At 67.2% G+C, this 23,171-nt stretch carries 20 protein-coding genes; 4 read left to right on the top strand and 16 right to left on the bottom strand.

Annotated elements, in window-relative coordinates; genetic code table 11:
• Positions 1 to 342 precede the first annotated feature (342 nt).
• Positions 343 to 1,257, bottom strand: coding sequence for an alpha/beta hydrolase (locus L810_RS02060; protein WP_021156693.1), 915 nt, complete (start codon positions 1,255 to 1,257; stop codon positions 343 to 345).
• Positions 1,258 to 1,344: 87 nt separating this feature from the next.
• Positions 1,345 to 2,211 carry an AraC family transcriptional regulator gene (locus tag L810_RS02055; RefSeq protein WP_081712782.1) on the bottom strand — a complete coding sequence of 289 codons (867 nt, stop codon included), beginning with the start codon at positions 2,209 to 2,211 and terminating at the stop codon, positions 1,345 to 1,347.
• Positions 2,212 to 2,479: 268 nt separating this feature from the next.
• Between L810_RS02055 and L810_RS02050 the strand changes: the two genes are divergently transcribed.
• On the top strand, positions 2,480 to 2,914 hold the full coding sequence (locus L810_RS02050) for a GNAT family N-acetyltransferase (protein ID WP_218921726.1): 435 nt from the start codon (positions 2,480 to 2,482) through the stop codon (positions 2,912 to 2,914).
• A 329-nt stretch (positions 2,915 to 3,243) separates the two neighbouring features.
• Complete coding sequence (locus L810_RS02045) at positions 3,244 to 4,155, top strand: LysR family transcriptional regulator (protein WP_021156690.1); 912 nt, start codon at positions 3,244 to 3,246, stop codon at positions 4,153 to 4,155.
• 129 nt (positions 4,156 to 4,284) lie between these two features.
• Here L810_RS02045 and L810_RS02040 read toward each other — a convergent pair whose 3' ends face one another.
• The 11 genes from L810_RS02040 to L810_RS43850 all read right to left on the bottom strand — a co-directional run bounded on the left by L810_RS02040 (position 4,285) and on the right by L810_RS43850 (position 17,154).
• Positions 4,285 to 5,445, bottom strand: a complete 1,161-nt coding sequence (locus tag L810_RS02040; protein WP_021156689.1) for a mandelate racemase/muconate lactonizing enzyme family protein — start codon at positions 5,443 to 5,445, stop codon at positions 4,285 to 4,287.
• 59 nt (positions 5,446 to 5,504) lie between these two features.
• On the bottom strand, positions 5,505 to 6,695 hold the full coding sequence (locus L810_RS02035; RefSeq protein WP_021156688.1) for a benzoate/H(+) symporter BenE family transporter: 1,191 nt from the start codon (positions 6,693 to 6,695) through the stop codon (positions 5,505 to 5,507).
• 39 nt (positions 6,696 to 6,734) lie between these two features.
• Positions 6,735 to 8,366, bottom strand: a complete 1,632-nt coding sequence (gene gshA, locus L810_RS02030) for a glutamate--cysteine ligase (RefSeq protein ID WP_021156687.1) — start codon at positions 8,364 to 8,366, stop codon at positions 6,735 to 6,737.
• 66 nt (positions 8,367 to 8,432) lie between these two features.
• On the bottom strand, positions 8,433 to 9,749 hold the full coding sequence (locus L810_RS02025; protein WP_021156686.1) for an LLM class flavin-dependent oxidoreductase: 1,317 nt from the start codon (positions 9,747 to 9,749) through the stop codon (positions 8,433 to 8,435).
• 68 nt (positions 9,750 to 9,817) lie between these two features.
• Positions 9,818 to 11,008 (bottom strand): cystathionine beta-lyase, encoded by a 1,191-nt coding sequence (gene metC, locus L810_RS02020; RefSeq protein ID WP_021156685.1) that lies wholly within the window; start codon positions 11,006 to 11,008, stop codon positions 9,818 to 9,820.
• Between the two features lie 2 nt (positions 11,009 to 11,010).
• Positions 11,011 to 12,852 carry a dihydroxy-acid dehydratase gene (ilvD, locus tag L810_RS02015; protein ID WP_021156684.1) on the bottom strand — a complete coding sequence of 614 codons (1,842 nt, stop codon included), beginning with the start codon at positions 12,850 to 12,852 and terminating at the stop codon, positions 11,011 to 11,013.
• 50 nt (positions 12,853 to 12,902) lie between these two features.
• Entirely contained in the window at positions 12,903 to 13,973 is a 1,071-nt protein-coding gene (locus tag L810_RS02010; RefSeq protein WP_224052039.1) for a DUF6421 family protein, read from the bottom strand.
• A gap of 26 nt (positions 13,974 to 13,999) precedes the next feature.
• Positions 14,000 to 14,524 carry a flavin reductase gene (locus tag L810_RS02005; protein WP_021156682.1) on the bottom strand — a complete coding sequence of 175 codons (525 nt, stop codon included), beginning with the start codon at positions 14,522 to 14,524 and terminating at the stop codon, positions 14,000 to 14,002.
• A gap of 37 nt (positions 14,525 to 14,561) precedes the next feature.
• Positions 14,562 to 15,866, bottom strand: a complete 1,305-nt coding sequence (locus tag L810_RS02000; RefSeq protein WP_021156681.1) for an MFS transporter — start codon at positions 15,864 to 15,866, stop codon at positions 14,562 to 14,564.
• Positions 15,867 to 16,333: 467 nt separating this feature from the next.
• Positions 16,334 to 16,849, bottom strand: coding sequence for a gamma-glutamylcyclotransferase family protein (locus tag L810_RS01995; protein WP_021156679.1), 516 nt, complete (start codon positions 16,847 to 16,849; stop codon positions 16,334 to 16,336).
• Complete coding sequence (locus tag L810_RS43850; RefSeq protein ID WP_051392129.1) at positions 16,846 to 17,154, bottom strand: acyl carrier protein; 309 nt, start codon at positions 17,152 to 17,154, stop codon at positions 16,846 to 16,848. The genes L810_RS01995 and L810_RS43850 overlap by 4 nt, the downstream gene beginning before the upstream one ends.
• A 168-nt stretch (positions 17,155 to 17,322) precedes the next feature.
• Between L810_RS43850 and L810_RS01985 the strand changes: the two genes are divergently transcribed.
• Complete coding sequence (locus L810_RS01985; RefSeq protein WP_021156677.1) at positions 17,323 to 17,958, top strand: glutathione S-transferase family protein; 636 nt, start codon at positions 17,323 to 17,325, stop codon at positions 17,956 to 17,958.
• A gap of 973 nt (positions 17,959 to 18,931) precedes the next feature.
• On the opposite strand, the gene L810_RS01980 is transcribed toward L810_RS01985, so the two are convergent.
• Positions 18,932 to 19,342: a GNAT family N-acetyltransferase gene (locus L810_RS01980; RefSeq protein ID WP_021156675.1), complete on the bottom strand. Its 411-nt coding sequence runs from the start codon at positions 19,340 to 19,342 to the stop codon at positions 18,932 to 18,934.
• 178 nt (positions 19,343 to 19,520) lie between these two features.
• Positions 19,521 to 20,648 (bottom strand): aminotransferase class V-fold PLP-dependent enzyme, encoded by a 1,128-nt coding sequence (locus L810_RS01975; RefSeq protein ID WP_042972847.1) that lies wholly within the window; start codon positions 20,646 to 20,648, stop codon positions 19,521 to 19,523.
• A 335-nt stretch (positions 20,649 to 20,983) separates the two neighbouring features.
• Here L810_RS01975 and L810_RS01970 point away from each other — a divergent pair, with 335 nt between their 5' ends.
• A complete protein-coding gene (locus L810_RS01970) occupies positions 20,984 to 22,165 on the top strand; it encodes a serine hydrolase domain-containing protein (RefSeq protein ID WP_021156673.1) in 1,182 nt (393 codons plus the stop codon).
• A 92-nt stretch (positions 22,166 to 22,257) separates the two neighbouring features.
• Here the strand turns inward: L810_RS01970 and L810_RS01965 are convergent.
• Positions 22,258 to 23,171 (bottom strand): NAD(P)/FAD-dependent oxidoreductase (locus L810_RS01965; protein ID WP_042972845.1); only part of this gene is annotated, 914 nt, incomplete at its 5' end.

The following is a 23,171-nucleotide window of genomic DNA, read 5'->3' as shown; positions in this document are numbered from 1 at the left end:
CGGGCCAAGCCGAGAACACACAACACCTTGGGGGGGTATCAAGGCGAGACCAGTCTAGCCCGAGTCGCCGGAAAGAAAATTTCAGGCCGGATTACAGCTATTACTCCACATGACGAAGCATCGGCCGCCGCCGTGTGCGGGCCAAGAGGCGACACATCGTCCGCGAGCGCGTGCGGCATCGCGGCGTGCCGTTCGCCGGTGTCGCTTCGTGCGGGCGATGGATGCGGTCGCGCCTCGGCATGCGTTGCCGCCTTCCCCGCAAACGCAGGCACCACCGAAGCCGGCGGTATCGCCATTCGCGCAAGCCGTGGACACCGCACGCACGCGCCGCAACCGGTCAGGTCAGCACGCGCCGGACAGATGCAGCGTGAACCACGCCACCGCTGCCCGGCTCGTTTCGTCGAAATGCTCGATATACGGCGTGAAATGCCCGCCCTTGATCTGCAGCAGGCGCTTCGGCTCCAGCGCGTTTTCCCACGCCTTGAGGCACAGGTCGGTCGGCGTCAGCAGATCCTCGTTGGCCACGATCATCAACAACGGGGTCGGCGAGATGCGATCGACATACTGGCCCGGCTCGTTCTCGCGCGACATCTCGGCGCTGCGCAGCGTCACTTCGTTTTTCCAGTTCGGCGCACACCGCGCCGCCGACTCGGTGAAGAACCGGTACGCATCCGCGCCCGCCATCGCGCAGGCTGTCGCGGGGTCCGCACTGACTGCCGGCAACATCGCCGGCACGCCGCCCGCGAATCGCTGCCTGCGATCTTCATCGAAGCGAGCCAGCGCCGCGGGCACCAGATCGGAACGCGTGCGGCGCAACGCCGACTGATATCCGCTGATCGTCGGCACCTGCGACACCACGCATTTGACGCGCCGGTCGATGGCCGCGACTTCGAGCACGTGGCCGCCGCTGTAGCTGGTGCCCCAGATGCCGATGCGTGCGGCATCGACGTCCGGGCGCGTCAGCAGATAGCTGATCGCATCGCGATAACCGCGCTTCTGCTGCACGGGGTCGATCTCCTGACGCGGGTACCCGTCGCTCGCACCGAAATTCCGGTGATCGTAGAGCAGCACGCCAAAACCGCCGGCGGCAAACACCTCGGCGTAGCGGTCCAGATATTGTTCCTTCACGCCGGAGAAGCCGTGCGCCATCACGATGGCCGGATACGCCTGCGTGCCGGCGATGCGCTGCGCCGGTTCGTAGTACCAGCCTCGCAGCGTGGCGGCTTCGGACAGGAATTCGATGTCGTGTCGCGTCATGTCGGCTTGCCTCGTTCGGTCAGTGGATTCGATGACCGACACGATAAGCGAGCGCGCCGCGCCCCGCGTTTGCTGGAAAGACGTTTGCTACGCGGAATCGGACAGTTTCGCGTACGCGCTGGGTGTCATGCCGGCAAACCGGCGAAACACGGTCGAGAAGGCGCTCGTGGTTTCGTAGCCGAGTTCGGCCGCGACGGCGATCACGGAGCGTCCCGAGGCCAGCAGCGGGCGCGCGGCCGAAATCCTGGCCTGCTGGCGCCACTGGCTGAACGACAGCCCGGTTTCGGCAGTGAACAGCCGGGCCAGTGTCCGGCTCGACGCACCGACTTCGTCGGCCCATTGCGTCAGCGTTCGCTGATCGGCCGGATTCGCTAGCATCGCGTCGCAGACCCGGGCAAGACGCCGGTCCTGGCCGGACGGCAGCCGCAACGGTTGCTCGGGGGACCACTCGATTTCGGCGAGCATGAGCTGGATGACGAGCGCGTCGCGTCCGTCGGGATCGACCTCGACCGGGAACGACGACGCACGCACGATCAACTCGCGCAGCAGCGGCGAAACGTTGACCAGGCCCGGCTGATCCGGGTACGCGGATCGGCAGGCTCGCGGGTCGACGTAGGCGGTGCGCATTTCGAGTTGCCCGTGTGCGCGCATCGCGTGCGGCAGGTCGGGTGGAATCCAGAGTGCGCGATGCGGCGGGATCATCCACAGCGACTGGCAGGCGATGACTTCGGCGATACCTGTCGTGGTGTAGACGAGTTGCGCGCGCGTGTGCCGGTGCTCCGCGACGACGAAGCCGTCGGGAAATGCTTTCGGCATGACGGCCGCGACAGCGGGTGCATGCTGGTAGTCGCGCGGGTCGGTACTCTTCGTGACCGGTGGGACGCCGGCCCGCTTCGGATCCGCCGCCTCGCCGTGCCCGATCGCTTTGCCGTGGCCGCGCCTTTCGACCTTCATCGCTCGTCCTTTCATGTGTGCGGAATCGCCGTCGCGTGCGATCCGGCGAACCGGACGGATGATACGGGAATGTCGGAATGAAGCAGTAAATCGGCAACCCGATCTCACCGCCATACCGCAAACTCGACAAGCAGCGCCGGACTTCCGGTGTCGCCGGTTTCAGCGGCATGCCGCGCGAACTTGGAAGTTCGATTCCGCGCTGCTATCGTTGTGCACGCAATTAATTTTCCGGAGCAGCCGATACATGCCCTTGATCTTGCGCCGTGCGATGGCGGCCGATGCCGCGGAGGTGGCTGACGTGTATCTGCGGTCGCGCAACACGCTCGCGTCCTACGCGCCGCTCGCGCACTCCGAAGCCGCCGTCCGCGACTGGATTGCCGACGTACTCGTACCGTCGGGCAACGTGACCGTTGCGATGAACGACGATCGCATGGTCGGCATGGCCGCACACGTCATCACCGACGGTACCGCATGGCTCGACCAGTTGTACGTGTGCCCCGAATTCAAACGACAAGGGATCGGTTCCGCCCTCCTGGAATCGGTGAAGTCGCAGACGGTTGGCAAGCTCCAGCTCTATACGTTCCAGATGAATCGCGATGCCGCCGCGTTTTATGAGCGGCATGGTTTCGTAGCCATTGCATATAACGACGGAAGCAGGAACGAGGAAGGTTGTCCCGATGTGTTGTATTGCCTGACGCGGTAGCTTCCGTCCGCATGCTCCACGTCGCCGGTCTGTCGTCGGTGGGATTGAAGCGGGCTCGGAGCCGGAAAAGACGGGGTAATTCGTCGGCGAACGGCCGTGTTGTGGCGGCCATCTCGATCCGGTGTTGCCATCACGTGTCACAAAAGCCGTAGCGACATGCGATCCGTCAATTGCCTGCTGGCTTTCCAGGCGTTTGCGTCGCATGAAGTCGCGCGCTGGCCATCCGCTTATGCGCCTCGCACACACAAGAACGAACCGGCTCCCGATGCGCCACAGGCCGCTGGTCCAATATATGATTCATCACCATTCAGCCGCTTCAGGTCGAACGAATGCCCAACTTCCCCCCGGATCTTCGCCAGTGGTATTACTTCGCGGCCGTTGCCGAGGAGCGGCACTTCGGCCGTGCGGCTGCGCGCCTCTCGATGACCCAGCCGCCGCTGTCGCAGGCAATACGCTCGCTGGAACGCGAGCTCGGCGTCGAGCTCTTCGCACGCACGAAGCGTGCGGTCGCGCTCACAGCAGTCGGCGAGGCGTTGCTTCCGACGGTGCTGAAACTGCTTGCCGCGGCCGAGGAGCTTCCCGCCCTGGCAAAGAGCCTCGCCCTCGGCGAGACCGGAAGACTGTCGCTCGCGTTCGTCTCGATTGCCGATTACGGGCTGCTGCCCTCGCTGCTGCGCGAATTCGGCATGCGCTATCCGCTGGTGCGATTGCAACTGACCGAAGCGACGAGCGACGTGCAGATCGAAGAGCTGGTCGCGGGCCACATCGACGCGGGCCTGATCATTCCGCCGTTGCCGCCACGCTATGTGGCCGAGCTGTCGTATCTGCCGCTCCTGAGCGAGCCGCTCGTGCTCGCGATGCCTAGCGCCGCGTCGACGGCACCCGACGATGTGCCGATTCACCTGAAGGAAGTTGCGGACCTTCCGCTCGTGATTTTTCCGCGCCGTCTCGCCCCGAGGTTTTACGACGCGATCATGGAGTGCTACAGCGACGTCGGTGTCGTCCCGCACATCGGTCAGGAAGCAATCCAGATGCAGACGATCGTCAGCCTCGTGTCCGCCGGCATGGGCGTCGCGCTGGTGCCGCAATCGTTGCGCAATCTGCGGCGAACGGGTGTCGTCTATCGCCCGCTCGCACACGGCTCGTTCGTCGTCGAAACCGGCCTCGTCTGGCGCAAAGGCGATATCGGGCACGTCCTTGCCAGCTTCATCAATATCGTGCGGACACTGGCCTCGGCATGACGCCGGCCGCACGCCGATCCGTTCCGGCATGTCAGGGCCGATTCGCAGGCCACTCGCCGCGCGACGACGCGCGGGAAGCCGTCGACGCACGGCCGGCGCGTCCTCGCTCGCGGACGCGCCGGCCGACGCTCACGCCTTGCCGTGCCCCTGCGATCCCGGGCCCGACGAGAATTCGCGGACACCATCGCGATTGATGCCGAAGCCGAGGCCCGGCGTGTCGGGCAGTGCCAGCGTCCCGTTCTGCTCGGCCGGCAGGCCGGTAAACAGGTTCCGGCAGATCTCGACCGCGACGACGTGCCACTCGACCGAGCCGCCGTTCGCGAGCCCGCCGTGCAGATGCATGTTGTGGAACGGGAACGTGCCGCCATTGTCGATCGGTACGCCGAACGCCTGCGCGAGCGCGGCCGCGCGCGCCGCGACGGAGAAGCCGCCGCACACGCACACGTTTGGCTGCAGGATGTCGACGGCGTCGTTCACGAGGAAATCCTTGAACCGGAACAACTGTCCCTCGCTTTGCCCGGTGGCGACCGGAATGCCGCCACGCTTTCTCAGGTCGGCGAGCTTCGCGGGGTCGTTCTCGGCGATCGGCTCCTCGAAGAAGCCGATGTCGCAATCGGCCACGCGCTCGGCAAGCCGCAGCGCGTGATAGTGGTCGAGCCCGCAATTCGCGTCGATGTAAATCTCGGCGGCGGCGCCCACCGCATCGCGCACCGCGCGCACGCGCGCGACGTCGTCCGCGACGACCTGGTCGAGCGAGCGCCCTTCGTCGCGGCGCGCCAGCGCGTGATAACCGACGATCATCTTGATGCGGCGATGTCCGGCGCCGACGAGCGCACGCGCGGCATGTATCAGCTCCGGGCGCTCGAGCGACGCGAAGCCGAACGTCGTATACAGCGGCACGACCGGGCGCGCGCCGCCGAGCATTTTCCACACCGGCAGCCCGGCGATCTTGCCGATCGCGTCCCAGACCGCGATGTCGATCGCGGAAATCACGTGCCCCGCATAGCCGGTCTGCCCGCGCGGGCATAACAGCCAGTACAGCCTGTCGAGAATCCGCTCGCGCTCGACGACGTTCATCCCGACCAGGTTGGGTGCGGCGACGTGATCGATCGCCGCGGCCACGACCGCTTCGTCGGTAATCGCCGTGAAGCCGTGGCCGACCACGCCCTGCGATGTCTCGATTTCGACGATGACGCCCGACAGCTTGCCGGACAACCGCACGCCGGCGATCTCCGCGTCGCCGCGCGCGAACACCGGCGTCGCGGTCACTTTCACGATGTTGTGCTGCATCTCTTCTCCGTTTTTTTGAGGGAATGGCAGAACTGCGGGGGCCGCGTCGTCGCGCGGCATCACCGGCCCTTCTCGCGACGCAGCACGAACGTCAGCCCGATGCCGGTCAGCAGGCCCCAGAACGCGCCGCCGATGCCGAGAAACGCATGGCCCGCCATCGTCACGAGGAAGGTCAGGATCGCGGCCTCGCGCGCGTCCTTGTCGGTGAATGCGTTGAGCAGCGCGCCGCCGAGGGCGTTCATCAGCGCGAGGCCGGCAACCGCTTCGATGATGATCGGCGGCGCGACCGCGATGAACAGCGTCGCGGCGCTCGCCGCGAACCCGTACACGATGTACGCGGCACCGCAGACGATGCCGGCCCAGTAGCGCCGCGATTCGTCGGGGCCGGCCTCCTCGCCGGCGCACAGTGCGGCGGTGATCGCGGCCAGCCCGATCGGCGGCGCGCCGAAAGGCGCCGCGAGCAGGCTGCACAGCCCCGTGGCCGTGAACAGCCGCGACGCTTCGGGCCGGTAGCCGTTGACGTTGAGCACCGCGACGCCCGGGATGTTCTGCGACGCCATCGTCACGATGAAGAGCGGCACCGCGACGCTCACCATCGTCGATGCCGAGAACACGGGCCCGACGAGCGCGAGGTGCGGCAACATCCCGGTCACGCCGACGCCACCCGTCTTCGCGATGAACGCGATCACGATCAGCGTCGCGACCGCGGCGCAAGGCACCGCGAGAATCTTGCGGACCCGCATCATCACGACCCACACGAGCAGGACCGGCGCGACGTACAGCGGATACTGCTCGAGTGCGTGCACCGGGGCGACGCAGAGGTTCAGGATGATCCCCGCGAGCATCGCGTTGGCGATCGGCAGCGGAATCCTCGAGATCGCGCGGCCGAGCGGCTTCCACAGCCCGGCCAGCGTGAGCAGCACGCCGGTCAGCACGAGCGCGCCGACCGCGGCCGGATAGCCGCCCTTCACGGCGCCCAGGCCGAGCAGCAGCGCGGCGCCGGGCGTCGACCACGCAGCGCTGACGGGCATCCGGGTCCGGTAGCTGAGCACGATGCCGGCCAGCCCCATCACGATCGAGACGGCCATCAGGCCGGACGCGGCCTGCGCGCGCGTTGCGCCGACGTTCATGAGCGCATTCACGATCAGCGTGAACGTCGATGCAAAGCCGACGAACGACGCCAGCGCGCCCGCGCCGGCCGCCCGCGCCGAGAACCCGCGATCGGTCTTCATTTCCGCGATACTGCTCATCTGTCCTCCGTGAGATGGATTCGATACGGCGACGCCGTATCAGTGCGCACCATGTGTCGGCTCGCCGCACTCCTGGTTCAGCGTTCCCGCGTGATACGCGGCGAGAAACGCGTCGAAGTTGCCGATCTGCGTGCGCTCCAGGTCGGCCTGCCGGCTCAGCGATTCGGCCGCGATCGCGTCGAAACGCGCCTGCACGTCGGCCGGCAGCGGACGCGCGCGGAACGCCCCGGTATGCGCGAGCGTCTGCCGCATCCCGAACGCGAAGCACGCGCCGCCCGGATCGTCGCGCAGCGTGTGCAGTGCATCGAGTACGCGCGCCGACGGCGTCGCCCGCGGATCGTCGAGCTTCGCGTATTGCGCGTCGAGCGCGGCGGTCGTGCGTGTGTCGCCGCGCTGCAGATCCAGCACGCCGGCCGCCTCGTTGATTCGCGCGAGCAGTTCGTGCGCCCACACGCGCAGCGCGACCCGCTCGCCGCCACGCTGCAACTCGAGCCCCGGGCGCCGACCTTCCCGCGCGACCGCCGCGAAGTTGCGCCGGCACGCGTCCTGCTCGGCACCGGCGAGGCACGGGCTGTCGTCGAGCGCGCAGAACAGCAGGAACGCGTCGACAAAGCGCAGCGTCGTCTCGGCGACGCCGTGCGGCGCGAACGGATCGATGTCGAGACAACGCACCTCGACGTATTCGACGCCGCGGCTGCGCAGCGCGTCGAGCGGCCGCTCGCCGCTGCGCACCGTGCGCTTCGGGCGGATCGACGAATAGAACTCGTTCTCCATCTGCAGCAAGTGCGTGCTGAGCTGCAGCCATTCTCCGTCGCGCTTCGCGCCGATTGCCTGGTACTCGGGGCACGGCTGCGCGACGGCTCGCGCGAGGCCGTCCAGGTACGCAGGCAGGTTGTCGAGGCACGGCGCGAACGCACCCTGCACCCGGTTCTGGTAGCCGAGGTCGCTCATCCGCAAGCTCGTCGCGTGCGGCAGGTACAGCGTCTGCGCATCGAATGCGTCGAGCCCGTGCCGGTCGCCGGCGACGAAACCCGCGCACAGCGCCGGCGACGCGCCAAACAGATACAGCAGCAGCCAGCCGTAGCGATGGAAATTGCGGATCAGGGCGAGATAGCCTGCCGAGCGCATGTCGCGCGCGTCGCGGCCGGCAGGCTCGCATCCGTCGCGCACATCGCGCAGCAGAGGCCACACGGCATCGGCGAGCGAATAGTTGTAGTGGATCCCGGCGATGCACTGCATCGCCTTGCCGTAGCGGAACGCCAGCCCGCGCCGGTACACGTGCTTCAGGATGCCGATGTTCGACGTGCCGTACCACGCGATCGGAATGCGCCGGTCGTCGTCGAGCGGGCACGGCATCGACTGACTCCACAGCAGCTCGTCGCCGATCGCGCGGCACGCGAAGCGGTGCAGCTCGTCGAGCCGCTCGATCACGTCGGCCGCGTCGTGCTGCGGCGGCGTGACGAACTCGAGCAGCGGCTCCGCGTAGTCGGTCGTGATCGACGGGTGCGTGAGCGCCGCGCCGAGCGCGTGCGGGTGTTGCGTCAGCGCGAGCCGGCCGGCGGCATCGACGCGCAGCGTCTCGCGCTCGACGCCGCATAACCCGTCGCCCAGCAGTGGCAGGTGTGCGGCGTCGCTCAGCACGCCGAGCCGGCGGCGGTACGGCGTCGTCATCCATGTGGATCGGGGTGAATCGTGGGTCATTGCGGTCTCCCGGAACGAAATCTGGCGACGCGCCGCTCAGTCGAGCGGGCTCTTCGGCCGCGGCAGGCCGATGTGTTCGCGCAGCGTCGTGCCTTCGTAGCGGGTGCGAAACAGCCCGCGCCGCTGCAGCTCCGGCACCACCATCGTCACGAAGTCGTCGTAGCCGTCAGGCACCGTATAGAACACGACGATGAAGCCGTCGCACGCCTCCGTCATCAGCCACTCCTCCATCTGGTCGGCGATCTCGGACGCGGTGCCGACCATCTCGCCGGTGCCGGATTCGGCCGCCCGCTTCGCCAGCTCGCGCACCGTCAATCCCTCGCGGCGCGCGAGCGCCGCCCATTCGCGCTGGTTGCCCTGCCCCTGTTCCGTGTGCGGCAGCTCGGGCAACGGCTTGTCGGGATCGAACTTCGAGCAGTCGACGCCGAGCCGGATCGACAGGTTCGGGATGTTGCTGTCCACGTGGACGAGATCGTCCATGTAGCGCTTCTTCGCGAGCGCCTCCGCGCGCGTGCGGCCGACATACACCTGGTTGGCGGGCAGGATCTTCACGTGATCGGGGTTGCGCCCGGCCGCGACCGCGCGCGACTTCACGTCGCGGTAGAACGCACGGCCCGTCTCGATGCTGCGCGCGTTGCCGAACACCAGGTCGGCCGAACGCGCGGCCATGTCGCGCGCTTCCTCCGACGCACCGGCGAGCGCGATCACCGGCCAGCCCTGCACGGGCCGCGCGATGTTCAGCGGCCCCTTGACCGAGAAGAACTTGCCCTTGTGGTTGAGCGGCCGGATCTTGTCGAGATCGGAGAACACCCCCGCCTCCTTGTCCATCACGAGCGCGTGATCGGACCAGCCGTCCCACAGCCCCGTCACGACGTCGAAGAACTCCTCGGCGCGCTCGTAGCGTTCGGCGTGGCGCAGCGCGGTCTCGAGACCGAAGTTGAGCGCGGCCTCCGGGTTCACCGTCGTGACGATGTTCCAGCCCGCGCGGCCGCCGCTCAGGTGGTCGAGCGACGCGAAGCGGCGCGCAAGCAGGTACGGATCCTCGTAGCTCGTCGTGCCGGTCGCGATCAGGCCGATGCGGTCGGTGCATGCGGCGATCGCCGACAGCATCACGAGCGGGTCGTACGACGTGATCGTGCCGCTGCGCTTGAGCGCATTCGGCGGCATCGGCATCACCGCGAGGTGGTCGGCCGTGAAGACCGCGTCGAAGCACGCGTGCTCGAGCTTCTGCGCGAGCGACCGGATCACCGGCCAGTTGAAGTTCGCGAGCGTCGGCGCGCTCGGGTGCCGCCACCACGCCGTGTGCAGGCAGATGGGGCGCATGAATCCACCCAGGCAGAGTTGCTTCGTCATACGGGGTTCCTCGTCATTGGAATGCGGCGCGAAACGTGCGGGCCGTGCGCGTGCTGCTCGTGTCGGCGTCAGCGCGCGGCGTTGAAGCGGGCGAAGCCGGTCTCGAGGTCGCCGATCAGGTCGTCGGCGTTTTCGAGCCCGATGTGAAAGCGCACGCACGGGCCGCCCGGGTCCCAGTGCGACGCGGTGCGGTACGCACTGCAGTCGAACGGCATCGCGAGGCTTTCATAGCCGCCCCATGAATAGCCGAGCCCGAAATACGCGAGCCCCTCGAGCAGCGCGGCGACGGCCTGCGCGGGCGCCGGGCGCAGCACGACGGAGAACAGCCCCGTCGCGCCGCCGAAGTCGCGCACCCACAGCGCATGGCCGGGATCGTCCTCGAGCGCCGGATGGCACACGCGCCGCACTTCCGGACGCGCGGCGAGCCAGCGTGCGACACGCAGCGCGTTCGCCTGGTGCTGGCGAAGCCGCACGCCGAGCGTCCGGATGCCGCGCAGCGTGAGAAACGCGTCGTCCGAGCCGACGCACTGCCCCGTGTCGCGCTGATACTGTTCGAGCGCCGGCAGCGCGCGCGCGGACGCCGACACCATGCCGATCATCACGTCCGCATGACCGGCCAGGTACTTGGTGCCGGCCTGGATCACGAGATCGGCGCCGTGCGCGAACGCGTCGAAGAACAGCGGCGTCGCCCACGTGTTGTCGAACAGCACCACGAGCCCGCGGTCACGCGCGAGCGCGGCGAACGCCGGCACGTCGCACAGCTCCATGCTCTGCGACGCGGGCGCTTCGAGATACAGCGCGCGCGTGTTCGGCCGGATCAGCGCGGCGAGCGCGTCAACCGACGCGAGCGGATCGAAGTAGGTCGTCTCGATGCCCGCGCGCCGCAGCACGCCGTCGCACAGCTGGCGCGCGGGCTTGTACACCGCATCCGTCATCAGCAGATGGTCGCCGGCCGACAGGCACGACGACAGCGCGGTCGTGATCGCGGCAAGCCCCGACGGGCACAGCACGACACCCGCGCCGTGATCGAGCGCGCGCACCGCGTCCTGCAGCGCGGCCGTGGTCGGCGTGCCGCGCCGGCCGTACACGTACGGCTGCGTGTAGCCGAGCAGGTCGGCCACGCTCGGCGCGAGCACCGTCGAGCCGCGATACACCGGCGGGTTGACGAAGCCGTGATGCGCGGCCGGCGCGCGGCCGCCCGTGACGAGCACGGTGTCGACCTGCGCATCGGCCGCCGGATGGTTCGGGGCGGGCCGCACGGTCAGCCCTTCACGATCCGCACGGCGCCGCGCGCCGCGCTCGTCGTCATCGCCGCGTATGCGCGCAGCGCGCCCGACACGCGGCGCTGCCGCTTCTCGGGCTGCCACGCACGCGCGCCGCGCTCCTCCATCGCCGCGCGGCGCCGCCGCAGTTCGTCGTCGGACACGAGGACGTTGATCGAGCGGTTCGGGATGTCGATCTCGATCGCGTCGCCGTTCTCGAGCAGCCCGATCTCGCCGCCCTCCGCCGCCTCGGGCGATACGTGCCCGATCGACAGCCCCGACGAGCCGCCGGAGAAACGACCGTCGGTGATCAGCGCGCACTGCTTCGCGAGCCCCTTCGATTTCAGGTAGCTGGTCGGATAGAGCATCTCCTGCATGCCCGGGCCGCCCCGCGGCCCCTCGTAGCGGACGATCACGATGTCGCCCGGGCCGACCGCACCGCCGAGGATGCCTTCGACCGCCTCCTCCTGCCCTTCGAACACGCGCGCGGTGCCGGTGAATTTCAGCATCCCGCCGTCGACGCCCGCGGTCTTCACGATGCAGCCGTCGCGCGCGATGTTGCCGAACAGCACCGCGAGCCCGCCGTCGCGCGAGAACGCGTGTTCGGCATCGCGGATGCAGCCGTTCGCGCGGTCGAGATCGAGTTCGTCGTAGCGGTTGTCCTGGCTGAACGCGACGTGCGTGCGCACGCCGCCGGGCGCCGCGCGATAGAAGCGCGACACCGAATCGACGCGGTTGCGCATCACGTCCCAGCGCGCGAGCACATGCGCGACGCTCGGCGCATGGACGGTCGGCAGCGTCGTGTTCAGCAGCCCCGCGCGATCGAGTTCGCCCATGATCCCGATCACGCCGCCGGCCCGGTGCACGTCCTCCATGTGGACGTCCTGCACCGACGGCGCGACCTTGCACAGCACCGGCACGCGGCGCGACAGCCGGTCGATGTCGGCCATCGTGAAGTGCACCTCGCCTTCGTGCGCGGCGGCGAGCAGGTGCAATACCGTATTGGTCGAGCCGCCCATCGCGATGTCGAGCGTCATCGCGTTCTCGAACGCATCGCGCGTCGCGATCGAGCGCGGCAGTACGCTCGCGTCGTCCTGCTCGTAGTAGCGGCGCGCGAGATCGACGATCGTGCGCCCGGCCTCGATGAACAGGCGCTTGCGCTCGGCATGCGTCGCCAGCACCGAGCCGTTGCCGGGCAGCGCGAGCCCGAGCGCCTCGGCGAGGCAGTTCATCGAGTTCGCGGTAAACATCCCGGAACACGAGCCGCAGGTCGGGCACGCGACGTTCTCGACCGCGCGCACCTCGTCGTCCGTCACCTGGGAGTCGGCCGCCACCACCATTGCGTCGATCAGGTCGAACGCGCGGCGCTTGCCGCGGAACGTCAGCTTGCCGGATTCCATCGGGCCGCCCGACACGAAGACCACCGGGATGTTCAGGCGCATCGCGGCCATCAGCATCCCCGGCGTGATCTTGTCGCAGTTCGAGATGCAGACCATCGCGTCCGCGCAGTGCGCGTTGACCATGTACTCGACGCTGTCGGCGATCAGCTCGCGCGACGGCAGGCTGTACAGCATGCCGTCGTGGCCCATCGCGATGCCGTCGTCGATCGCGATCGTGTTGAACTCCTTCGCGACCGCGCCGGCCGCTTCGATCTCGCGCGCGACCAGCTGGCCGAGATCCTTCAGGTGCACGTGACCGGGCACGAACTGCGTGAACGAATTGACGACCGCGATGATCGGCTTGTCGAAATCGGCGTCGGTCATCCCGGTGGCGCGCCACAGGCTGCGCGCGCCCGCCATGTTGCGGCCGTGCGTGGAAGTGCGTGAACGATAGGTGGGCATCGTGATCCTCGGTTGATTCGTTGCGAAATGGGGCGGGCGGCGAACTTCCGTCAATGCGGCCTGCCGGCCGCGCCCCAGTTGTTGTCGTTCTTCGCGAGCGTCGGCAGCACGAACGACAGGATCTTTCTCCGGTCGAGATCGGACGACACGCTGAGCTTGTATTCGAGCGCCGTCAGCTTGATCACGATGGACCTGAGCGCCTGGGTCAGGCGTTCGTAGCCCCCTTCGAAATAGAGTGAGCCGCCACGCTGCGCGATCACGCCGTGACGGGACAGGTAATGAAACAGCGCGACCGACGAGCGCGCGTCGTAGTTGTCGAGCGGCGGCGCCTGCAGCGGGTAGCGGATCAGGCGCTCGGCCAGGATGTACTGGATCGAGGCGCGCAGCACGCGGTCGTCCGAGCGCAGCCGGAACAGCGCGAGGATCGACAGGATGTCGACCCGCAACTCCTCCGCGCCCGCACCGTTGCGCGTGCTCTTCGCATCGAGGTACTCCGGGATCGGCAGGAAGCCCGTGCGATGGTGGTACTCGTGCAGATGGACCCAGATCGCGCTCGCCTGCGTCAGCAGCTCGTCGTCCGCCGAGAGCAGATCCGGGAACGCGGTGGGCGACCAGTTCGCTTCGATTGCCGGGCGCGTATGGCGCTTGAAGCGCTCGACGAACTTGTCGATGAAGTAGTACGCCTTGTGATACGCGCGCAGGTCGGCGTCGATGAAGTTCTCGCCGAATACCGCGACCGCGAGCGGATTGAGAAAGCCGTCCGTGCACATGCGGATCTGCACCGGCAACGCGTTGCCGTCCGGCGCGATCGCGAGCACGCTCGGCGGAATCGGCACGGGCGCGATCGCGGCTGCCTCGAGGAACGCGTCGGCGTTGTAGGGCACGTCGAAGAACCCGAGGATGAAGCTCGGGTCCACCGAGTACGTGAGATCGAGCAGGCGGCCCGATGCGAGGCAGCGGTTCTCGAGCGCCACGAGCAGCGCTCGCACATGCGGGTTGTCGGCATAGTCGCCGAGATGCGCACGTGCGCACTGCGCGATGCGCGCGACGTCGGTGCGAAAACCGCCGGCGAGGATCTCGCCGCGGCAGCGGTTGGTGGCTAGTACGATTTCGCGTTTCATGTCGGTCATCCTGTCGGCACGCGTCGTCACACGACGCGGAACTCCCGCTGCAGATAGACGAGCGTGTCGTCGTCGGGCGCCGCACAGTGCAGCGCCACGACTTCGCCGACCAGCAGCTCGTGCGTCGCCGCGCTCATCGACGCGACGAGCCGGCAGTCGAGCGCGATGCGCGCGCTCGCCAGCACCGGCGCGCGCGTCGCGAGCTCGCCCCATTCGCCCACCGTAAAGCGCGCATCACGCGCATGCGCGGTCCGGCCCGCGAACACGTCGGCGAGAAACCGGTCGGCGGCGCCGAGCGTGTTCACGCAGAACACCTCGTTCGCGATCAGCCGCTGCGCCGATACGCTGCCGCGATTGACGGACACGAGCACCGTCGGCGGCGCATCGGACACCGACAGCACGGCGGTCGCCGTCATGCCGCAGCGCCCGGCAGGTCCGTCGCTCGTGAGTACGTGAACGGCCGACGCCACGCGGCACATCGCGTCCCGAAAGCGCTGCGGCGAGGCGCCGATCGACTGGTCGGGGAACAGTGCGGGTTCGTTGTGGATCATGTCCTGTCTCCGTGCATGGGGGAAAAGCCGCGCATCGCTACCGGTTCACCAGCGCCTTCGGCAGCAACAGCGCGAGCAGTCCGCCCAGCGCCATGCAGCCGGCCATCATGTAAAGGCCCGCGTCGTTCGATGCGGTCAGTTGCTTGAGCAGCCCCATCAGGTAAGGGCCGAGGAAGCCTGCGAGATTGCCGACCGAATTGATCATCGCGATCCCGGCGGCGGCCGCGGTGCCGCCGAGGAACGCGGTCGGCAGGCTCCAGAACAGCGGGATCGCGGTGAGGATGCCCATCGTCGCGAGCGTCAGCGCCGCGATCGCAAGCCCCGTCTGATGCGCCCAGCCGACCGCGAGCACGAGCCCCACCGTGCCCATCGCACCGGGCACCGCGAGGTGCCAGCGGCGCTCGCGAAGGCGATCCGAACTGCGTGCGATCGCGATCATCGCGACCACCGCAAGCGCATACGGCACCGTCGACAGCAGCCCGATCGTCAGCGGATCGGCCACGCCCGTCGCATGGATGAGTGTCGGCAGCCAGAAGCCGACGCCGTACAGGCCGATCACGAACGAGAAGTAGATCGCGCACATCAGCCACACGCGCGGATTCGCGAGCACCGCCCCGAGCGACAGGTGGGACTTGACCGCGTCCTCGGCATTCACGTTGCGTTCGAGCAGCGCGCGCTCCTCGTCGCTCAGCCACTTCGCCTGCGCGATCCGGTCGTCGAGCAGCGCGTAGACGAGCAAACCCGCGACGATCGACGGCAGCCCTTCGAGCAGATACAGCCACTGCCAGCCGTGCCACCCGTTGATGCCGTCGAACGCCTTCAGGATGTAGCCGGAAATCGGGCCGCCGACGACGCCCGACAGCGCAACGGCCGTCATGAACACCGTCGTGATCCGCCCGCGCCGATGGGCCGGATACCAGTACGTCAGGTACAGGATCACGCCCGGAAAGAAGCCGGCCTCGGCGGCGCCGAGCACGAACCGCATCGCGTAGAACGCCGTCGGCGTCGTGACGAACATCGTCAGCGCGGACACCGCGCCCCACGTCACCATGATTCGCGCGATCCAGACGCGTGCGCCGATGCGGTGGAGGATCAGGTTGCTCGGCACCTCGAAGATGAAATAACCGAAGAAGAAGATGCCGGCGCCGAGCCCGTAGGCCGCGTCGGACAGCCCGAGATCGCCGGCCATCTGCAGCTTCGCGAAGCCCACGTTCACGCGGTCGAGATACGACACCAGGTAACAGAACAGCAGCAACGGCATCAGCCGCCACGCGACCTTGCGATAGGCGGCGTCTTCCGACACCCCCGCTGCGGGCAATACGGTCGATACGAGCGTCTCCATGATTTTTTTCCTTGTTTGCGATCGATTGTCATTCGTTGCGCACGGCGTCTTGCACGCGTCGCCCGACGGCGGCACCCGCGCTCCAGCGCACGAGGCGGCGAGCCGTCCTCCTCCGGTCGGCGCGTTCTCGCATGCGGGGTGCCGCGTGCCGCACACCTGTGTGCGGCACGCCGGGCGGGTGTCGATCCGGCTCGCGGGCGCGGATCAGGTGCGCATCGGCCTCGCGAGGTTCGTTCGTGGCGTTGCTGCGGATCCGGGGGCTCGTTGTACGTCGTTGTGCCCGGGCGCTGCGTCGCAGGCAACGCGCAAGATGCGCATGACGCGCGGATGGTCGAAAGCCTGGTTCATGTTCAACCTTTTGCTCACATGCCCGCTTAGGGCGCCTTTAAAACGCTCGTCGACGTTCGAAGTCGCGAACGCACCGCTGGATCGGGCGCTCTTGTGGAGCGCACGATGCCTTGATTCCGTCATGCCGCACGCGGCGGCCGATCGCGCAGCCCCGCCATGTAGGCGACCGTGCGCTCGCGATACGCCGCCGACACGCCCGCGTCGGCGAGCCCGCGAACCAGCAGGTCGCGGTAGCGCGCGCTCGGCGCGGCGTCGCAATCGAGCGTGACCGCACCGCGATACGTCAGCGCATGTACGCGCCGCCCGCCGGCCGCCAGCACTTCGACCGCGTAGCGCACGTAGCGGCCGAGATGCACGCCTTCGCGACGCTCGAGCGCGTCGAGCATGCGCATCGGCAACCGATACAGCGCGCCCTCGACGATCGCACCGGCAGCCGGCTCGATGTTCGCGCAGCAGACCGGCTCGTTGAGCGACGCGTAATTGAACGCGAGGCGATGGCCGTCGAGCCGCGCCGCGCCCGCGAAGTACGTCGCCGCGTCGCAGCCGAGCGACGTCGACAGGCTCGCGAGGTTCATGCACGAGCCGTATGCGAAATACGTGAACGACTCGTCACGAAGCAGGTCGTCCGGCGTCATCGCGACGCGCTCGCGGCATGCGGCGTGCCGAGCACGTAGTGGTCGTAGATCGCCGCGACCGACGCGATCGAGTCGAGCACGAAGTCGCCGATCGGGATGTCGATCCTGAGCGTCTGCTCGATGAACAGCACGAAGTGCACGAGCGACAGCGAGTCGAGCAGGTTGGCGTCGAGCAGGTTCGTCTGCGCGGTCACGCGCGCCGGCGCGCCCGGGTCGATCCCGGCCAGAAACGTCTTCACGCTGTCGATCAATTCGTCGAGGCTCATCATCCGCATCACGATCACGCTCCAGAAACGCACGTTCATCCCGGCCCGCGCGCATCGCACTGACCGGCTTCGTCTTACCGAACCGCAAGATCCTTCACATCGTCCTTCGCTTTTGACTTTCGATCGGGCGTCATGCACCATGCGACGCGTCGACACGACAAACCCGGTCAGCATCTCCACCAGAGATAAATAGGAGACTTAATCAATATGACAACTCATACGCTGTTCTACTGCCCCGGCCATCTTTCGTTTGCACCGCACGTCATCCTGCGCGAGCTGGGCGAACCATTCGAACTCGCACTCGTCTCGATCAAGGACGGTGCGACGCAGAGCGCCGAATTCCGGCAGCTCAACCCGAAAGGCAAGGTGCCCGTGCTGCACACCGGCGACGAAGTGCTGACGGAGTCGTCGGCGATCCTGCTTTATCTCGCGCTGCGCTTTCCGCAGGCGCGGCTCGTGCCCGATACCCCGATGGGCCTCGCACGTGCCGTCGAGTGGATGAACTGGCTGGCGTCAGTGTTGCCCGGAACGGTCGCGCTCAACTTCCATCCGTCGCGTTTCAGCGAGGACCCGGCTGCGCACGACGGCATTCGCGCGAAAGGCCGCACGGGCATCCTCGCTGCGTATGCGCAGATCGACGAACGGCTCGCGGCGCGCGACTGGGCGCTCGGCGAGCACTACTCGATCGTCGATCCGATGCTGCTGATATTTTTCAAATGGGGGAACATACTGAAGCTCGACATGCGCGGGTTCGAACATTGGGCCGCGCATACGGAGCGCATGCTCCGCCGCCCTGCCGTCGCGACCGCGTTGTCGGTCGAACAGATCTCGATCTGGGCGTAGCGGCGAAGCCGGGTCGGGTTTGCGCCCGATCCGGAATGCCGCCCGCGTCCGTCGCGTCTCCTTCATCTTCTCAGGTCCTTTTCGCCGCTTTTCTTTGTCTGTTGCGCCGATCCTGCATACGCGCGCGCACAGGCATCGCGCACGCCGCGGATCGTCCAGGCCGCGACTCCGGGAACAGGAGCCACGACCGCAATCGCATATGACGTTCTCTGCTTGTGCGGCGCTACACCGCTCAGCTCATTTTCTGCGATCGCATCGAATGCGTGAACAATGCAACATCCATTTCGTGACGTCCAATATATTTTTCGTCTTCCACTAAGTCGCCACACATATTAATCAGCGATTGGCCGGCGAGTCCGATATTGCCAATCCTTGCGAATTGATTGCAACGGATGGAGTGGGATTAGCGTGCATTGCCGGGGCAAAATTGGCTTCAACTGGCGATCAACCCCGAGCAGTTTCGATATAGCACGTCAGCAACGCAATCGAGCTTCCGGATTTCGTTGAGTGCATTCGCTGAATGGTTCGGCTGCCGACGTCGTGCCGACTTGTTCCGCCGAGGTCGTTGTTAGCGCAACGAAAGCTACGATGACCGTGCGGAGCAGCGGCCCGTCGCTCGCGAACGACAAAGTCGAGCCCGGGTGCGCATTGCTGCGTATCGCCGGGTATTGCCGAACGCACGGCGCCAGCCGACCTGTGGCCTATTCGGATCGTCGATGCCGACGCGGCGGCGCAGGTGCGCCGTGCCGCCGAATAAAAGGAAATTGACCGGCTCGCCATCGGCAGCAAACGCGTCGCCGCCTGGGGCCGTGAACACGACAACGAAAAGCACGCGCGCTCAGTGAAAAAGCGTGTCGACAAACTCGAGGAAGACCGGACCGTCGCCACGATGAGCGACGGTGAGCACGCACATCTACTGTCTCCGGCATTGTCGACGGCCAGCGATCACCTGCGACGATCGGCCTCCCGCACGCTACGCAATCCGCAGGAACATCCCCGCCTTCTCCGGCAGCGATGACGGCTGAAAACCATAGCGTTCGTAGAACTTCGGTGTACCGTGATCGGCCATCAGGCTGACATACGCGGTCGGCGGTGCATTCTCGTGAACGTAACCCATCAGCGCCCGCATGATCAGGTCACCTACGCCTTTCTTCTGGTGAGCGGGCAACACCGCGATGTCCACGATCTCGAAGAAACAGCCGCCGTCGCCGATGACCCTGCCGATTCCGACCGGCACACCGTCGCAGTAAGCCACGACGCTGAAGAGCCCGTTCTTCAACCCGATCGTCGCGGCCTGTTCCGACTTCCTGCTCAACCCTGCGGCGAGACGAATGGCGATGTAGGTGGATACCGGCGGAACTTCGTGTCGAATGATGTATGCCATGCGAGCCTTTCAGATAAGCCGTACAGGCGGATGGATCGGCCCCGCCGCGGATGAGTCCGTCGAACCCGGAGCCCGGGCGCACACATCGAACGAGACCATGAAAACGAATCGGGCGAGGCGGCAGGCCGCGGGTACAACGCCCCACCGCCCACAGCCTCGCCCAGGTCCGCAAAGCGGCTTAGAGAATCCGCTCCAGCGCGTCGGCAAACCGCGCAACCGCACCGTCGACATCATGCAGCTTGTCCAAACCGAACAACCCCAGACGGAAGGTCTTGAAATCCTCCGGCTCGTCGCATTGCAGCGGCACGCCGGCCGCGATCTGCAAGCCCACGTCGGCGAACTTCTTCCCCGATCGAATCGCGTCGTCGTCCGTGTAGCTGACCACGACACCCGGCGCCTCGAAGCCTTCAGCCGCGACGCTCCGGAAACCCTTGTCGGCCAGCAGCGCGCGAATGCGCTTGCCGAGCTCGAGCTGCTCCGCCTTCACCTTGTCGAACCCGTATGCCTCGGTTTCCTTCATCACGTCGCGCAGCGTCGTGAGGCTGTCCGTGGGCATCGTCGCGTGGTATGCGAACCCGCCGCCCTCGTAGGCTTCCATGATCTGCAGCCACTTGCGGAGATCGCACGCGAAGCTGGTGCTGGTCGTGCCGTCGATGCGCTCGCGGGCGAGCGGGCTCAGCATGACCATCGCGCAGCACGGCGACGCGCTCCAGCCCTTCTGCGGCGCGCTGATCAGGATGTCGACGCCGCTCGCCTGCATGTCGACCCACACCGTGCCGGACGCGATGCAATCCAGCACGAACATGCCGCCGACCGCATGCACGGCGTCGGCCACCGCGCGCAGATACGCATCGGGCAGCATCATCCCGGACGCGGTCTCGACGTGCGGCGCAAAGACCAGATCCGGCTTGTGTTCCTTGATCGCAGCGACCACTTCGTCGAGCGGGGCCGGCGCATACGCGGCCTGCCGCCCCGCTTCGACCGGGCGCGCCTTCAGCACCGTCGTTTCGGACGGAATGCTGCCCATGTCGAAAATCTGCGACCAGCGGAAGCTGAACCAGCCGTTGCGGATGACCAGGCACTTCTTGTTCGTTGCAAACTGCCGCGCGACGGCTTCCATGCCGAACGTCCCGCTGCCCGGGACGATCACGACCGACTTCGCGTTGTAGACTTTTTTCAGGGTGCCGGAGATGTCGCGCATGACGCCCTGAAAGCGTTGCGACATATGGTTGACCGAGCGATCGGTGTACACCACCGAATATTCGAGGAGCCCCTCGCGGTCAACATCGGGAAGTAAACCTGGCATGCTCGCCTCCGGTGAAAAATGAACGATGAATTCCGGGCAAGCAGTGTCCGCGACGCGATACCGCCCTGCCCCAATGCAATTGCGCTGTTTCCTCGACGACAGCAGATTCTAACGAACGCCGCCCGCCGCTTGGGGCATATTTTGGCGGCTGCCCGGCGCAGGCCCGGCATGACGCACCGCAACGCGGCTGCCGTGGCGCCCGGTTCAATCTCCTGCCCCGTGGCCGCCCGCGCCGGCCGGTGCGGCGCACGAAGCCCTGTTCGACGTATGGATAAACGCCTCTTCCGGCGCATGCCGCCTACCATGTCGGCTCACCTTTCACGACAGAGTCTTCGATGATCCCCAACCGCGCATCATCCCGGCAGCCGTCGGCCGATTCCGCACTCGCCGAGCGCGTCGATGCGGTACTGTCCCGTCAACTCGAAACACATCGCCTCGTCGGTGTGGTCGTCCTGATCGCACGCGACGGCGAACTCGTCTATCGCCGCGCGGCCGGGTTCGCCGATCGCGAAGCGCGCACGCCGATGCGCGAGGACACGCTGTTCAGGCTCGCATCGGTGACGAAGCCGATCGTCTCGGCGGCCGCCATGGCGCTCGTCGCGCAACACAAGCTGTCGCTCGACGACGACGTCACGCGCTGGCTGCCCGAATTCCGCCCGGCGCTGCGCGACGGCAGCGTGCCGGTGATCACGGTGCGCCACCTGCTCACGCATACGGCCGGCCTCGGCTATCGCTTCACGGAAGCCGACGCGACCGGCCCCTATGCACGCGCGGGTGCCTCCGACGGGCTCGATGCCGCATCGATCACGCTCGCCGAAAACCTGCGCAGGATCGCGAGCGTGCCGCTGCAGTTCGCGCCGGGAACCGGCTGGAACTATTCGCTTTCCATCGACGTGGTCGGCGCGCTGATCGAGGCCGTCAGCGGGCTGCCGCTCGCCGACGCCATCGACACGCTCGTGCTCCGCCCGCTCGGCGCCCGCGACACGGGATTCGTCGCACGCGATCCCGCGCGGCTCGCGACGCCCTACGTCAACGACACGCCGCAACCGCACCGGCTCGCCGAAAACGAGACCGTGCCGATCTTCGACGGAACCGTCGGCGTGACGTATTCGCCGTCGCGCGCGCTCGACGCGGATGCCTTCCCGTCGGGCGGCGCCGGGATGGTCGGCACCGCCGGCGACGTGCTGAACCTGCTGGACACGCTGCGTGCCGGTGGCGGCTCGCTATTGCCGGCCGACCTGGTCGACGAGATGGGCCGCATCCACACCGGCAACCTCGAATTGCCCGATCTTCCCGGCGCGGGGTTCGGAATCGGGTTCTCGGTATTGCGCGACCCGCTCGCGGCAGCATCGCCGGAGTCGGTGGGCACGTGGCGCTGGGGCGGCGTGTACGGGCATTCGTGGTTCGTCGACCGCGCCCGGGGGCTCACCGTCGTGTCGCTGTCGAACACGCTTTACGAAGGGATGAACGGCCAGTACACGATCGATCTGCGCGACGCGATCTACGGCGCCGGCTGACACGCGCAACAAAAAAAGGCCCGACACGGTCGGGCCAATGAGTCGAGACACAAGGAGAATCCCGCCCACCACACGGGGCGGGGTACGCCGCGCTACACGACGTTCTTTTCGACGATCGGCCGGTTTTCCAGCACGCGCGCCCAGCCGAGCGACGACAGGTCGAGCGTGTCGTAACGCCCGCCCAGAATGAGTTCGCTGACCCCGCGCCCCGTCGCCGGCCCTTGCTGCAGCCCGTGACCGCTGTAGCCGTTCGCGAACACGACGTTGTCGAGGTCCGGGTGATACCCGATGATCGCGTTGTGGTCGAACACGTTGTACTCGTAGTACCCGGACCAGCAGTTCTCCACGCGCAGCGCCTCGAACTCCGGCACGCGGTTCGCGAGCGTCGGCCAGATCACCTCGTCGAACAGGTCGTGGTCGACTTCGTCGAGCGGCAGGTCGTCCGGATCGCGATCCGGGCTCGGCGACGTCCCGCAGATGTACGTGCGCCCTTCCGGCCGGAAATACACGCCGGTCGGGTCGATCAGCAGCGGGCAATCCGTGAGCCTGGCGGGCGACGACACGTTGAAGATGCTGCGCCGCCGCGCATGGACGGGGATGTCGATGCCCATCATCGACGACAGCGTGCGGGCCCACGCACCGGCCGCGTTGACGAGCGTGTCGCACGCATGGCGTTCGCCGTCGGCCGTGACCGCATGCGTCACCTTGCGGCCGTCGCGCACCACCGCCGTCACGTCGGACGGCACGTAGCGCGCGCCCAGCGCCTGCGCCTTCTTGCGCAATGCCTGCACGAGCCCGTAGCCGTCGAACCAGCCTTCGCCGCTCACGCCATATGAGCCCGATACGAGATCGTCGACGTTCAGCCACGGAAACTTCGCGCGCAGCGCATCGCGGTCCATCAGCCGGATATCCGCGCCGAGGCTCGTCTGCAGCGCATGGTTCTCGCGCAGCGTCGCGTCGCCTGCCGGCGTCGCGAGGAACAGGTAGCCGCCTTCGTGCAGGTCGA

The organism is Burkholderia sp. AU4i (assembly GCF_000466765.1).
Taxonomy (GTDB): domain Bacteria; phylum Pseudomonadota; class Gammaproteobacteria; order Burkholderiales; family Burkholderiaceae; genus Burkholderia; species Burkholderia cepacia.
This window is presented reverse-complemented; position numbering and strand designations above follow the sequence as displayed.